Annotated in this window: 16 protein-coding genes and 3 tRNA genes; 10 read left to right on the top strand and 9 right to left on the bottom strand. The window is 69.6% G+C overall.

Translation table 11 applies throughout. The features are described from left to right. The 3 genes from pgsA to thrS form a co-directional block, all read right to left on the bottom strand. Nucleotides 1-491 (bottom strand): phosphatidylinositol phosphate synthase (gene pgsA, locus PV363_RS11140; RefSeq protein ID WP_301022352.1); only part of this gene is annotated, 491 nt, incomplete at its 3' end. Next, a complete protein-coding gene (locus tag PV363_RS11145) occupies nt 491-1,039 on the bottom strand; it encodes an HIT domain-containing protein (RefSeq protein ID WP_220344576.1) in 549 nt (182 codons plus the stop codon). The genes pgsA and PV363_RS11145, both read right to left, overlap by 1 nt. After that, entirely contained in the window at nt 1,036-3,036 is a 2,001-nt protein-coding gene (gene thrS, locus PV363_RS11150; RefSeq protein ID WP_220365680.1) for a threonine--tRNA ligase, read from the bottom strand. The genes PV363_RS11145 and thrS overlap by 4 nt, the downstream gene beginning before the upstream one ends. A gap of 160 nt (nt 3,037-3,196) precedes the next feature. Here thrS and PV363_RS11155 point away from each other — a divergent pair, with 160 nt between their 5' ends. The 5 genes from PV363_RS11155 (at nt 3,197) to PV363_RS11175 (ending at nt 6,173) form a co-directional block, all read left to right on the top strand. After that, on the top strand, nt 3,197-3,673 hold the full coding sequence (locus PV363_RS11155; protein WP_220344573.1) for a pyridoxamine 5'-phosphate oxidase family protein: 477 nt from the start codon (nt 3,197-3,199) through the stop codon (nt 3,671-3,673). A gap of 62 nt (nt 3,674-3,735) precedes the next feature. Then, nucleotides 3,736-4,431 carry an energy-coupling factor ABC transporter permease gene (locus tag PV363_RS11160; RefSeq protein ID WP_301022353.1) on the top strand — a complete coding sequence of 232 codons (696 nt, stop codon included), beginning with the start codon at nt 3,736-3,738 and terminating at the stop codon, nt 4,429-4,431. Continuing rightward, a complete protein-coding gene (locus PV363_RS11165) occupies nt 4,428-4,754 on the top strand; it encodes a PDGLE domain-containing protein (protein WP_220344570.1) in 327 nt (108 codons plus the stop codon). The genes PV363_RS11160 and PV363_RS11165 overlap by 4 nt, the downstream gene beginning before the upstream one ends. A gap of 10 nt (nt 4,755-4,764) precedes the next feature. Continuing rightward, nucleotides 4,765-5,436, top strand: coding sequence for a cobalt ECF transporter T component CbiQ (gene cbiQ / locus PV363_RS11170; RefSeq protein ID WP_301022354.1), 672 nt, complete (start codon nt 4,765-4,767; stop codon nt 5,434-5,436). Beyond that, nucleotides 5,433-6,173: an ABC transporter ATP-binding protein gene (locus PV363_RS11175; protein ID WP_301022355.1), complete on the top strand. Its 741-nt coding sequence runs from the start codon at nt 5,433-5,435 to the stop codon at nt 6,171-6,173. Before cbiQ ends, PV363_RS11175 begins: the two co-directional genes overlap by 4 nt. A 9-nt stretch (nt 6,174-6,182) precedes the next feature. Here the strand turns inward: PV363_RS11175 and PV363_RS11180 are convergent, their stop codons facing one another. Together PV363_RS11180 and PV363_RS11185 are read right to left on the bottom strand one after the other, a co-directional pair. Further along, nucleotides 6,183-6,824, bottom strand: a complete 642-nt coding sequence (locus PV363_RS11180; RefSeq protein WP_301022356.1) for a helix-turn-helix domain-containing protein — start codon at nt 6,822-6,824, stop codon at nt 6,183-6,185. 5 nt (nt 6,825-6,829) lie between these two features. Further along, nucleotides 6,830-7,264: a VOC family protein gene (locus PV363_RS11185; RefSeq protein ID WP_220344563.1), complete on the bottom strand. Its 435-nt coding sequence runs from the start codon at nt 7,262-7,264 to the stop codon at nt 6,830-6,832. A gap of 103 nt (nt 7,265-7,367) precedes the next feature. Between PV363_RS11185 and PV363_RS11190 the strand changes: the two genes are divergently transcribed. Next, complete coding sequence (locus tag PV363_RS11190; protein WP_301022357.1) at nt 7,368-8,030, top strand: maleylpyruvate isomerase N-terminal domain-containing protein; 663 nt, start codon at nt 7,368-7,370, stop codon at nt 8,028-8,030. Between the two features lie 11 nt (nt 8,031-8,041). On the opposite strand, the gene PV363_RS11195 is transcribed toward PV363_RS11190, so the two are convergent. Both PV363_RS11195 and PV363_RS11200 read right to left on the bottom strand, forming a co-directional pair. After that, nucleotides 8,042-8,707, bottom strand: coding sequence for an NAD(P)H-binding protein (locus PV363_RS11195; RefSeq protein ID WP_255566303.1), 666 nt, complete (start codon nt 8,705-8,707; stop codon nt 8,042-8,044). 84 nt (nt 8,708-8,791) lie between these two features. Beyond that, a tRNA-Val gene (locus tag PV363_RS11200) sits at nt 8,792-8,866 on the bottom strand. A 49-nt stretch (nt 8,867-8,915) separates the two neighbouring features. On the opposite strand from PV363_RS11200, the gene PV363_RS11205 reads away from it, so the two are divergent. Next, nucleotides 8,916-9,587: a hypothetical protein gene (locus PV363_RS11205; protein ID WP_220344561.1), complete on the top strand. Its 672-nt coding sequence runs from the start codon at nt 8,916-8,918 to the stop codon at nt 9,585-9,587. Here the strand turns inward: PV363_RS11205 and PV363_RS11210 are convergent. After that, nucleotides 9,529-10,362, bottom strand: a complete 834-nt coding sequence (locus PV363_RS11210; RefSeq protein WP_220344560.1) for an aminotransferase class IV — start codon at nt 10,360-10,362, stop codon at nt 9,529-9,531. The genes PV363_RS11205 and PV363_RS11210 overlap by 59 nt on opposite strands. A 98-nt stretch (nt 10,363-10,460) precedes the next feature. On the opposite strand from PV363_RS11210, the gene PV363_RS11215 reads away from it, so the two are divergent. Together PV363_RS11215 and PV363_RS11220 are read left to right on the top strand one after the other, a co-directional pair. Then, a tRNA-Gly gene (locus PV363_RS11215) sits at nt 10,461-10,533 on the top strand. Nucleotides 10,534-10,559: 26 nt separating this feature from the next. Beyond that, nucleotides 10,560-10,630: transfer RNA gene (locus PV363_RS11220), tRNA-Cys, on the top strand. 187 nt (nt 10,631-10,817) lie between these two features. Here the strand turns inward: PV363_RS11220 and PV363_RS11225 are convergent. Further along, nucleotides 10,818-11,072 (bottom strand): hypothetical protein, encoded by a 255-nt coding sequence (locus tag PV363_RS11225; RefSeq protein ID WP_220347124.1) that lies wholly within the window; start codon nt 11,070-11,072, stop codon nt 10,818-10,820. A gap of 149 nt (nt 11,073-11,221) precedes the next feature. Between PV363_RS11225 and PV363_RS11230 the strand changes: the two genes are divergently transcribed. Continuing rightward, nucleotides 11,222-11,470, top strand: a 249-nt coding sequence (locus PV363_RS11230) for a hypothetical protein (RefSeq protein WP_301022358.1), incomplete at its 3' end; no start/stop codon positions are given.

An 11,470-nucleotide genomic window follows, 5' to 3' on the forward strand; every position in this document is an offset into this window, starting at 1 on the left:
CCCGACAGGCCGGTCATCATGAGGATCGCGACGAGCCGGTCCGAGCGCTCGGCGATGCCGCCCTTGGCCTCCATGCCGAGCGACTCCGCCCGGGCACGGGCGTACGAGGTCAGCTGCCCGCCGACCAGGCACCACAGTGCGACGGACGTGAGCACGAGGTCGTCCCCCGTGCCCGCGTACCAGAGGACGAGCCCGCCGAAGACCGCCGCGTCGCCGATCCGGTCGAGGGTGGAGTCGAGGAAGGCACCCCAGGCGCTCGACCGTCCCGACTTGCGGGCCATGAGGCCGTCGATCATGTCCGAGAACACGAAGAGGGTGATCACGGCGGCACCGAGGAAGAACTGTCCCCGCGGGAAGAACCAGAGGGCAGCGGAGGTGACCCCCAGCGTCCCGACGAACGTGACCGCGTCGGGGCTGACACCGAGTCGGAGCAGCAGGTCGGCGATCGGCGACATGATCCGAGCCCAGGTCGCGCGGAACCTCTCGAGCATCAGGCGTTCCACGCTTTCGCGAGCAGGTCACGCGTCTGCGACAGCAGCTGCGGCATCACCTTGGTGTGCCCCGTGACGGTGATGTAGTTGGAGTCGCCCATCCAGCGCGGGACGACGTGCTGGTGGAGGTGCTGCGACAACGACCCGCCCGCCACCGCCCCGAGGTTGAGGCCGACGTTGAACGCGGCCGGCGCGCTGACGTGCTTGAGCACCCGCAACGCCTGCTGCGTGGTTGCCGTGAGCTCCCACGCCTCGTCGTCGGTCAGCTCCTCGAGCTCTCCCACGTGGCGGTTGGGCACGACCATCAGGTGACCCGGGTTGTACGGGTGCAGGTTGAGCACCGTGTAGACGTGGTCACCGCGAGCGACGATCAACGTCTCCTCGTCGGGCCGCTGCTGCATCACGCAGAACGGGCAGCCCCCCTCGCGTGGGCCGGTATCGGTGATGTAGGCCATCCGGTGCGGGGTCCAGAGCCGGTCGAAGTCCTCGAATCCGGTCTCGGGGCGTCCCCACGGGCCGGAGTCGCCGGCGTCGTGTCCAGACGTCATACCTGGGCCCGGTCGGCGATGGCCTGCGCGATGCGGGCGACCGCATCGTCGAGGGCGACGCCGTTGTCCTGGCTGCCGTTGCGGTAGCGGAACGACACCGCGCCGGCCTCGACGTCGTCGTCACCCGCGATCAGCATGAAGGGGATCTTCTGCGTCTGCGCGTTGCGGATCTTCTTCTGCATGCGGTCGTCGGCCTCGTCCACCTCGACCCGGATGCCCTGCGCCTGCAGCGTCGCCGCTACCTCGCGCAGGTAGTCGACGTGCCGCTCGGCGACTGGGATCGCGACGGCCTGGACGGGCGCGAGCCAGGGAGGAAAGGCGCCGGCGTAGTGCTCGACGAGCACCCCGAGGAACCGCTCGATCGAGCCGAACTTGGCCGAGTGGATCATCACCGGCTGCTGCCGTGAGCCGTCGGCGGCGACGTACTCCAGGTTGAACCGGTCGGCGGAGGGCTGGTTGAAGTCGTACTGGACGGTGCCCATCTGCCAGGTCCGGCCAATGGCGTCGCGCGCCTGGACGGAGATCTTGGGACCGTAGTAGGCAGCTCCGCCCGGGTCGGGCACGAGCTCGAGCCCGGTGCGGAGGGCGACGTCGGCGAGGACCTTGGTCGCGGTCGTCCAGTCCTCCTCCGACCCGATGAACTTGTCCTTGGCCGCGTCGCGGGTGGACAGCTCGAGGTAGAAGTCGTCGAGACCGAAGTCGCGCAGCACGCTGAGCATGAAGCCCAGCAGGTGCTCGACCTCGTCGGGGGCCTGCTCGGGAGTGCAGTAGGAGTGCGAGTCGTCCTGCGCGAATCCGCGCACGCGAGTCAGGCCGTGCACGACGCCCGACTTCTCGTGCCGGTAGACGCTGCCGAACTCGAACAGCCGCAGCGGCAGCTCGCGGTAGGACCGCTGCCGGGACCGGTAGATCAGGTTGTGCATCGGGCAGTTCATCGCCTTGAGGCGGTAGTCCATGCCGTCGACGTCGAGGGGCGGGAACATCCCCTCTCCGTAGTACGGGAGGTGCCCGGAGGTGTAGAACAGCTCCTCCTTGGCGATGTGCGGGGTGCCGACGTACTGGAACCCCTCCTCGATGTGCCGGCGACGGACGTAGTCCTCCATCTCCCGCTTGATCACCCCGCCCTTGGGGTGGAAGACGGGGAGCCCGGAGCCGATCTCGTCAGGGAAGCTGAAGAGGTCGAGCTCGCGGCCGAGCTTGCGGTGGTCGCGGCGCTCGGCCTCCTCGATCCGGTGCAGGTAGGCCTCCAGCGCCTCCTTCGACTCCCAGGCGGTGCCGTAGATGCGCTGGAGCTGCTTGTTCTTCTCGTCGCCTCGCCAGTACGCCGCCGCGCTCCGCATGAGCGTGAAGGCGGGGATGCGCTTGGTGGTGGGCAGGTGGGGTCCGCGGCACAGGTCGGTCCACACCCGCTCGCCGCGACGGTCGAGGTTGTCGTACATCGTGAGGCCACCGGAGCCGACCTCGACGCTCGCGCCCTCGGCGGCGTGGTCCAGGTCGTCGCTGCCCGCAGTGCTCTTGAGCCCGATCAGCTCGAGCTTGTAGGGCTCGTCGGCGAGCTCGACCCGCGCCTCCGCGTCGTCGATCGCGCGGCGAGAGAAACGCTGGTTCTCCTTGATGATCTTGCGCATCCGGGACTCGATCTTGGCCAGGTCCTCGGGCACGAAGGGGGTCTCGACGTCGAAGTCGTAGTAGAAGCCGTTCTCCACCGGGGGCCCGATGCCCAGCTTGGCCTCCGGGAACAGCTGCTGGACCGCCTGCGCCATCACGTGGGCGGTGGAGTGCCGCAGGATGTCGCGGCCGTCCTTGCTGGTGATCGCGACCGGCTCGACGGCGTCGCCGCCCACCAGCTCGTACGCCAGGTCCTTGAGGTCACCGTTGACCCGGGCCGCGACGACGTCGGGGTTCTCGGCGAACAGCTCCCACGCCTTCGTGCCGGACGTCACCGTGCGCTCGGCCTTGGAGTCAGGGCCGACGACGAGGACTACGAGCTCGGACACGGGTGCTCCTCAGGTGGTGCGGACAGACGCCTCGATGCTATCTGCAAGGCCGCCGTGGCCGCGCACCCCTTTGGTCGTGGTCTGTTCTGGCGCGCGAAAGGCGCGCGGCATGGCGACGCCCCGGCTGGGTACCTCGTCGGCACGCCACGGAGGGAGAGTCATGACCGACGAGCAGAGCACGCTCCTCGAGCTGCTGGACGATCTCAGGATCGCGATGTTCACGACCGTGGACATCGACGGGACGATCACGAGCCGGCCGATGGCCCGCCAGCAGGTCGAGCCGAGCGCCGACATGTGGTTCATCACCGCACGGGACTCTCGGCAGGTCGCCCACATCACCGCCCGTCCGCACGTGGGCATCACGTTCTCCTCGCCGAGCACCTGGGTGTCGTTGAACGGGACGGCGACCGTCGTCGACGACCCGGTGAAGCTGGAGGAGCTCTGGAACACGTTCGCGGAGGCATGGATGCCCGAGGGACCCGACGACCCCAACGTCGTCCTGATCCGGGTCGACCTCCAGGGCGGCGAGTACTGGGACACGCCCGGCGGGCGCGTCGCGTCTCTGATCAGCCTGGCCAAGGCAAAGATCACCGGCAACGCCTACGACGGCGCAGACAACGAGCGCGTCGACCTCTAGGGCCGAGGGGTCGGCCATGAGACCCCATGGCCGACCCCTCGCCTTCGACTTACAGTCGTCAGGTGCACGTACCCGACGGCTTCCTCGACGCATCCACCTCGGTCGCGACCGGCGCCGCCGCCGTCGCCGGCCTCGCGCTCGCCCTCCGCGGCGCGCGACGTGAGCTGGACGACCGGACCGCCCCGATGGCCGGACTGGTGGCCGCCTTCGTCTTCGCCACCCAGATGATCAACTTCCCCGTCGGGGCCGGCACGAGCGGGCACCTCCTCGGAGGCGTGCTCGCCGCGGTCCTGGTCGGACCGTGGACGGCGGTGCTGTGCATCAGCACCGTTCTCCTGGTCCAGTGCCTCCTCTTCGCCGACGGTGGCATCACAGCGCTCGGCACCAACATCACGCTCATGGGGCTCGTCGGCGTCGGGGTGGGCTGGCTGGTCCTCCGTCTGATCAAGGCCGTGCTGCCGGACCGGCTGGCGTCTGTCACGCCCGCCGCGGCGCTCGCTGCCCTGGTGTCCGTGCCGGCTGCCGCGCTCGCCTTCACCGGCCTGTACGCCGTCGGTGGCGAGGCGCCGATCCCGCTGGGGTCTCTCGCCACCGCGATGGTCGGCTGGCACACCGTCATCGGGCTCGGCGAGGCCGTGATCACCGGACTCGTGGTCAGCGCCGTGCTCGCCGTGCGTCCGGACCTCGTCTACGGGGCCCGGTCGGCACTGACGACGCGGACCTTGGAGCTCCGCCCCTCCAAGAGGGCGCCAGCGTGAGCGCGCGCCGGACGCGGGTGTCGACCCGAGCCCTCGTCCTCGTCGGCGTCCTCGTCGCGCTCGTGCTGGCGGGGTTCGTCAGCTACTACGCCTCGAGCCACCCCGATGGGTTGGAGTTCGTCGCCGGTGACAAGGGGTTCCTCGGCACCGCGGAGGAACATCGCTCCTCGGCCGACAGCCCGATGTCGGACTACTCGACCAAGGGCATCGACAACCCTCGGCTCTCCGGCGCGGTGGCCGGCGTCACCGGTACGGTCCTGGTCCTCGTGATCGCCGGAGGTGTCGCACTCGTCGTGCGCCGCCGCGGGCGTCACACCGTCTGAGCACCTCGCGATGGGATCAGCGCACCGGCGCAGGACGCACGCCCCGGGACGTACGCCGGTGCACCGTGCGCCCGCACACCTCAAGCTGCTCGCACTGCTCGGGTTCATGCTCGTCGTCGTCGCCACACCTCGGACGGCGTACCCAGCGTTCGCCGCCTACGCGGCTGTGCTCGTCGCCCTGATCGTCGTGGCGCGGGTGCCGCTCGGCTTCCTGCTGCCGCGGATGCTCGTCGAGGTCCCGTTCGTCGTCTTCGCCGTCCTGCTGCCGTTCATCGCCACCGGGCCCACGACGACGTTCCTCGGCCTCACGGTCAGCGAGCCCGGTCTCGAGGCAGCCGCGGCACTGCTCATCAAGGCCACGATCGGCGTCGCGGCGAGCCTGACGCTGGCCGCCACCACCGAGCCGCACGAGCTGCTGGCCGGCCTCGGCCGGTTGAGGCTCCCCCATGAGATGGTCCAGATCATGGCGTTCATGATCCGTTACGTCGACGTCGTCGCCGACGAGATGCACCGCATGCGCATCGCCCGCGAGTCTCGCGGCTTCCGCGGCTCCTCGATCCGCCAGTGGGGCGTCCTCGGCCGTACAGCCTCAGCACTGTTCATCCGGTCCTACGAGCGTGGCGAGCGGGTGCACCTGGCGATGATGTCGCGGGGTCACGACCCGTCGGGCGGTCGATCGTGAGCGTCCCCGTCATCGACGTCCGCGGGCTGGCGTACGCCTATCCGGACGGCAGCCAGGTCCTGTACGGCGTCGACCTGCACATCCACGCCGGCGAGCGCGTCGCCCTCCTCGGACCCAACGGCGCGGGCAAGACCACGCTCGTGCTCCACCTCAACGGGATCCTGCTGCCCGGTGCGGGGACGGTGGCGGTCTCGGGGCTGCCTGTGGTGAAGAAGAACTTCCGGGAGATCCGGCGCCGGGTCGGCATCGTGTTCCAGGACCCCGACGACCAGCTGTTCTCCGCGACGGTCCGCGCCGACGTCGCGTTCGGCCCGGCCAACCTCGGCCTGCGCGGCGACGCACTCGAGCAGCGGGTGATGCACGCACTGGACCAGGTGGGCATGGCCGACTACGCCGACCGCCCGCCCCACCACCTCTCCTTCGGCCAGCGGCGGCGCGTGGCGGTGGCCACCGTGCTGGCGATGGAGCCGCAGATCCTCGTGCTCGACGAGCCGTCGTCGAACCTCGACCCGATGGCGCGCCGCGAGCTTGCCGACATCGTGCGCTCGCTGTCGGTCACGGTGCTGATGGTCACCCACGACCTCCCGTACGCGCTCGAGCTCTGCCCCCGGTCGGTGGTGCTCGCCGACGGGGTCGTGGCCGCCGACAGCGACACCCGCAAGCTGCTCTCCGACGAGGACTTCATGCGCGCTCACCGGCTCGAGCTGCCGTTCGGGTTCGACCCGCGGACGGTGTGAGGCCGTGGGTCACGCGGCGAGGTGGAACGTGCTCGCGAAGCGAGCGAGGAGATCACCGCGGCCACGGAGGACCTCGATCTCACCCGTGGCGAGCGCTCGGTCGGGAGCGAGCTCGCCGGAGATGAGCCGACGGAGGCCGGGTCCCGCCGCGAACGCCAGGTCGACCGGCCAGTCTCCACGTGTGACCTGGAGCGTGGAGCCGTCCACCCGCACGAGCAGCTCGGCGGGACCGAGGCGTGCCGCGTTGGCGGTCGCCGGCAGCTCCAGGGCCACCTGCGGCCGGAAGGCGGTCCGCAGGGTCATGGTCAACGAGTCGGGCGTGACGACCTGCTCCTCTCGTGGCTCGTCCATCGCCTTGAAGCCCCACGCGCCGAGGGCCAGCACGACGGGCTCCAGCTCGCGTCCGAAGGGCGTCAGCTCGTAGACGATGACCCGCGAGCGCGGGACCCGGCGGAGGATGCCGGCCGCCTGGAGCTCCTTGAGCCGTGCCGCCAGGACGTTGCTCGGGATCCGGGGAAGTCCCGCGGCAAGCTCTCCGTAGCGGCGCGGCCCGACGAGCAGGTCGCGGACGATGAGGAGGGCCCAGCGCTCACCCACCAGCTCCAGGGCTCGCGTGATGCCGCACCACTGCCCGTAGTCGCGTGGCGCCATCGACCTCAGGCCTGCTGCTCCATGAAGGCCTCGGGACCTTGCTCGGCGGCGGCTTTGTCCATGTAGCCGAACTCGATGATGTTGCCGTCGGGGTCGGCGAGCCCACGCTGGTACATGAAGCCGTAGTCCGCAGGGGGACGAGGCTCGGAGCCGCCGGCACCGATGCCGTTGGCGACGGCCGCGTCGACCTCCTCCCGCGTGTCGACGAAGATCGCGGTGGACGAGGCTGGGCTCGCGGCCGGGTCACCGAGCGGGAGATCGGTGAAGGTCTGGAAGTAGTCGCGCACCAGGATCATGACGTAGCTGTGGTCCTCCTCGACCACGACGCAGGCAGCGTTGTGATCGGAGAAGGCTGGGTTGATGGTGAACCCGAGCGCTGTGTAGAACGCCTTCGCGCGCTCCAGGTCGGTCACCGGCAGGTTGACGAACATCGCGGTCATCGTGGGGTCTCCCTCATGGGTAGGTCGTGCGTCTTGCGGTTCCGTCACACTTGCAAAAAACAAGTGCCGAGGTCAAGACCTTGTCGACGGCTACATTTCCTGCATGACGCTCACCGTCCCGCTCGACGACGGCCGCGCTGCGTGCCTCGACACGATCGACGCGTTCGTGCGTGCCGTCGACGCTCTGAGCGAGTACGAGCTGCTCGGCGCCTCTCGCTGCCACGGCTGGAGTCGCCTCGACGTCGTGGTCCACGTCATCGGCGGATGGCAGGAGATGCTCGGGGGCCTGGTGTCCTCGGTCGACTCAGAGCCCACGGTCGATGCGGCCAGCTACTGGACGGCCTTCGTCGTCGAGTACGCGACCGACGACCCTGTCCCGGAGCTGATGTCGCAACGCCGTCGCACCATGGCGTACGCACGACCGGCCTCGGCGACAGCCCAGCTCCGCGACGTCGCCGCAGCGCTGCGCCGCGGGGTCCTCGCACTCGGCGAGCGCCCGCGTGCGCGGCAGGGGCACGTTTTCGCTCCTGGCGACTACCTGGCTGTCTGGGCCGTCGAGGTCGTGGTGCACCACCTCGACCTGCTGTCCGACGAGCCGCCACCGCCCGGCGCCCTCGCGCTCGCGCGAGCGACGGTCGAGGCCCTCGTCGACGAGCCCCTCCCGTCGTCGTGGACGGACCTGGACGTCACGCTCATCGGCACCGGTCGACAGCCCGCACCGGCGTGGCCGGGAAGCGCGACCGTCCGGTTCCCGGTCTTCGATTGACGGGCAGCCCGCTAGCGGACGTTCGCAGCTATGGCGGCAGCGACCGGCGTGGTCCCCTGGTTGAGCTCGAGGACCTGTCGGCCGATGCGGTGTTCGTACAGAAGTCCAGCCAGGACGCTCGCGACGTCGGCGCGAGCGATCTCCTCGTGCCTCTCGGCCGGGCCGAGTGACACACGACCGAGACCATCGCGGTCGTGCAGCATCGAGGGCCGAAGGATCACCCAGTCCAGATCGCTGTGGCTGAGGAAGATGTCGGCTTCCTTCTTCACGGCGAAGTAGTGCTCGGTCTCAGCATCGAGACCGCGCTCTCGCCATGCCTCGGGCATCACGGACACGTGCAGCAGACGGTCGATGCCCGCCAGGCGCATGGCGCCCACGGTCTTTCGGAGCCCGTCGGCGTCGAGCGCATCGGTGACCGCTCGAGAACCGCCGTTCGAGCCCGTCGCGAAGACGACCGCGTCGACAGAGCCGAACGCAGGCGCCAGGTCTTCCTGGGACAACGTCGTCAGGTCACCGACGACGGCGTCGACACCCGACGCCGCGAGATCGGCCCGTTGTCCAGGTCGGCGTACGAGCCCGCGCACCGAGGCGCCCCGACCACGGAGCTCCTGGGTCAGCAACCGTCCGACTCCCCCGGTCACCCCGATGATGAAGACGTCCACATCGAGTCCCTTCATCAGCGTTCGACCGATCGGGTCGGCCCCTGGAACGGCACGAGGCCGGCTCCGCTTCGGGAACCGACCTCTGACCTGCGGTGCTGCTGGTGGGCGATACTGGGTTCGAACCAGTGACCTCTTCGGTGTGAACGAAGCGCGCTACCACTGCGCCAATCGCCCGCTCGGACGTCCCACCGGAGCGGGACGACACAGAGACTAGCGTACGCGCATGACCTCTCCGAAATCCGGGTCTGGCTCGTCGCGCCGTACCCTCGCCGTCCTTGACATCGGCGCCAAAGCGTTGCTCGTCGTCCTCCTCCTCGTCGCCGTCGCGTACCCCGATCTCGGGAACCTTCGCGGCAAGGCGATGGGGTTCCGAGCGGTCGCGTATCCCCTCGGCGCCGCCATCGTGCCGCTGCTGTGGTGGTGGCTGTGGCGGCCTCGCGGCACGGCGTACCCGTGGCTGGGCGACCTGCTGATCACCCTCCCCTGGCTCACCGACACCCTCGGCAACCGCCTCGACCTCTTCGACACCGTCTGGTGGTTCGACGACTGGATGCACTTCATGAACTGGGGTCTGCTGACCGCCGGCTTCGTCGTCCTCACGCTCCCCCGTGACGCGGCTCTGAGTGCCGTGACCGAGAGGGCGCTCGCCTTCGGGCCTGTGACGGCCGTCGCCTGGGAGGCCGGGGAGTACGTCGCGTTCGTCCGCCACTCCTCCGAGCTGGTGACTGCCTACACCGACACGCTCGGCGACCTGACGCTCGGCACCCTGGGCGCGTACGTCGGCGGCCTCTGCGTCTACGCGCTGTCGCGCCGCCGCACGATCGTCGAGGATCCGGTCACGGGTCGACCGTCTCCGCCGAGCGTCGCGCAAAGATCTTCGCTGCCAGCGCAGTAACCGGTCCCGGGGCGGGCAGCTCGCGGTCGTCGACCCGGTGGATGCCCTGGACGTCGCGCGTCGTGCCGGCGAGGAAGACCTCGTCGGCACGCTGCAGCACCGCGATCGGCTCGTCGCGCTCGACGACGTCGATCTCGTCCCGGCACCACTCGAGGACCAGTGCCCGCGTGACGCCTGCCAGGCACCCCGACTCGAGGGTGGGCGTCACGAGCTGGCCGTCGAGGACGTAGAAGATGCAGGACCCGGTGCCCTCGCAGAGCAGGCCGGCGGTGTTGGCCATGACGGCTTCCGACGCGCCGTGACGGAGCGCGTGCTCGACCATCAGCGCGTTCTCGGCGTACGAGGTGGTCTTGAGGCCGCTCAAGGCGCCACGCTCGTTGCGCGCCCAGGGCACGGTCGCGATCGCGGTCGTCGCCGGAGGTGGCGTGGACGGCTCGGTCACGACCACGAGCGTCTGCCCCTGGTCCCCGCGCGGCGAGCCGAGCGGACCAGGCCCGGAGGTGACGGTGATCCGGATCCGACCGAACGGGATCGTCTGCCCCTCGACTGTTGCCTCCACTCCACGGCGTACGAGGTCGAGGTCCGGCTCTCCGATGCCGAGACCACCGGCCGAGCGGGCCAACCGCTCGAGGTGACGGGTGAGAGCGAACGGGACACCGTCGACGACCTTGATCGTCTCGAAGACGCCGTCGCCGACGACGAGGCCGTGGTCGAGGACCCCGAGAGCGGGTTCGTGTGGGGATTCCAGCGTTCTTCCGTTGATCCAGGCGCGCATGACGCCACGTTAACGTGCGTGGGCGACCCCCCGTTTGGACCACCTGAACCCATCCGCTAAAGTTTCATCCGTCGCCGGGGAACGCACCGGAGAGACAAGCGGACGTAGCGCAGCTGGTAGCGCATCACCTTGCCAAGGTGAGGGTCGCGGGTTCGAATCCCGTCATCCGCTCGAGAGGTTGGACTCGACCTTTTAATGGTGGAGTGGCCGAGTGGTGAGGCAACGGCCTGCAAAGCCGTGCACACGGGTTCGATTCCCGTCTCCACCTCGCGCGATTAGCTCAGCGGGAGAGCGCTTCCCTGACACGGAAGAGGTCACTGGTTCAAACCCAGTATCGCCCACCAGCATCACCGCAAGTCCGAGGCCGGTTCCCGAGGGGAGCCGGCCTCGTCCCGTTTCCGACGCCGAGATGTCGTGACCGTGCGCGGCCGTCGACCGGCGAGTGTGAGAGCCCGTCAGGCGACGGACTGCTGCGACTGCTCGAGGCGCCGGGCGACCCGAGCCTGCCACGTCAAGACCAGAATCGGTCCGACAACGGGCACGGCGAGCAGAACGACCCAGCCGAGAATCCCGTACGGCACCGTCAGCCGACCCCGCAGCAGCTGAACGACCACCAGCAGGATGAGAGCCACGTTCACGACCGCAGCGACCCCGGCACCCAACTCCGACCAGGTGGGCGTGAGGGGTTCGAGCTCGGCCGATTCGGGCATGGCGGTCCATCTCCTGCTCACGACGGGGTTTGCAGCGCAGAGGCTACAGGCCCGAGCACGACGCGAGGCGCGCGGCGTACGGGCGACTCCCACCGATCAGCCGATCTCCATCGCGGCGTCGGCCGCGGATCGGAGTGTCATGATGGTTCATGGACATCCTCCGGGCGGGCGGCACGTTCTGGCGCATCGGGCGTCGACGGTGTCCTGAGGTCGGCGACGCGGCGCCCTGGATGCCGGAGTTCGCCGCAGGCGCGGACGCTCCGCCGGCTGCCTCGGAGCTCGGCCGCCGCCCGATCGTCGTGACGTGCGACGGCGTCGTGATGCACGTCGAGCCGGCGCCGGGACGCCGTGACACGGAGCGCCGGATCACGGAGATCGCCGCGGCTCTCAACGCGCTT

It is taken from the genome of Mumia sp., assembly GCF_028803055.1.
Lineage (GTDB): Bacteria > Actinomycetota > Actinomycetes > Propionibacteriales > Nocardioidaceae > Mumia.

What these genes read in the sequence shown, in the direction of transcription:
- PV363_RS11210 (WP_220344560.1), bottom strand. Translation starts at nt 10,362, where the DNA reads ATGCGCGCCTGGATCAACGGAAGAACGCTGGAATCCCCACACGAACCC.
- PV363_RS11190 (WP_301022357.1), top strand. Translation starts at nt 7,368, where the DNA reads ATGACGCTCACCGTCCCGCTCGACGACGGCCGCGCTGCGTGCCTCGAC.
- PV363_RS11145 (WP_220344576.1), bottom strand. Translation starts at nt 1,039, where the DNA reads ATGACGTCTGGACACGACGCCGGCGACTCCGGCCCGTGGGGACGCCCC.
- PV363_RS11155 (WP_220344573.1), top strand. Translation starts at nt 3,197, where the DNA reads ATGACCGACGAGCAGAGCACGCTCCTCGAGCTGCTGGACGATCTCAGG.
- PV363_RS11225 (WP_220347124.1), bottom strand. Translation starts at nt 11,072, where the DNA reads ATGCCCGAATCGGCCGAGCTCGAACCCCTCACGCCCACCTGGTCGGAG.
- PV363_RS11180 (WP_301022356.1), bottom strand. Translation starts at nt 6,824, where the DNA reads ATGGCGCCACGCGACTACGGGCAGTGGTGCGGCATCACGCGAGCCCTG.
- PV363_RS11205 (WP_220344561.1), top strand. Translation starts at nt 8,916, where the DNA reads ATGACCTCTCCGAAATCCGGGTCTGGCTCGTCGCGCCGTACCCTCGCC.
- PV363_RS11195 (WP_255566303.1), bottom strand. Translation starts at nt 8,707, where the DNA reads ATGAAGGGACTCGATGTGGACGTCTTCATCATCGGGGTGACCGGGGGA.
- cbiQ (WP_301022354.1), top strand. Translation starts at nt 4,765, where the DNA reads ATGGGATCAGCGCACCGGCGCAGGACGCACGCCCCGGGACGTACGCCG.
- PV363_RS11185 (WP_220344563.1), bottom strand. Translation starts at nt 7,264, where the DNA reads ATGACCGCGATGTTCGTCAACCTGCCGGTGACCGACCTGGAGCGCGCG.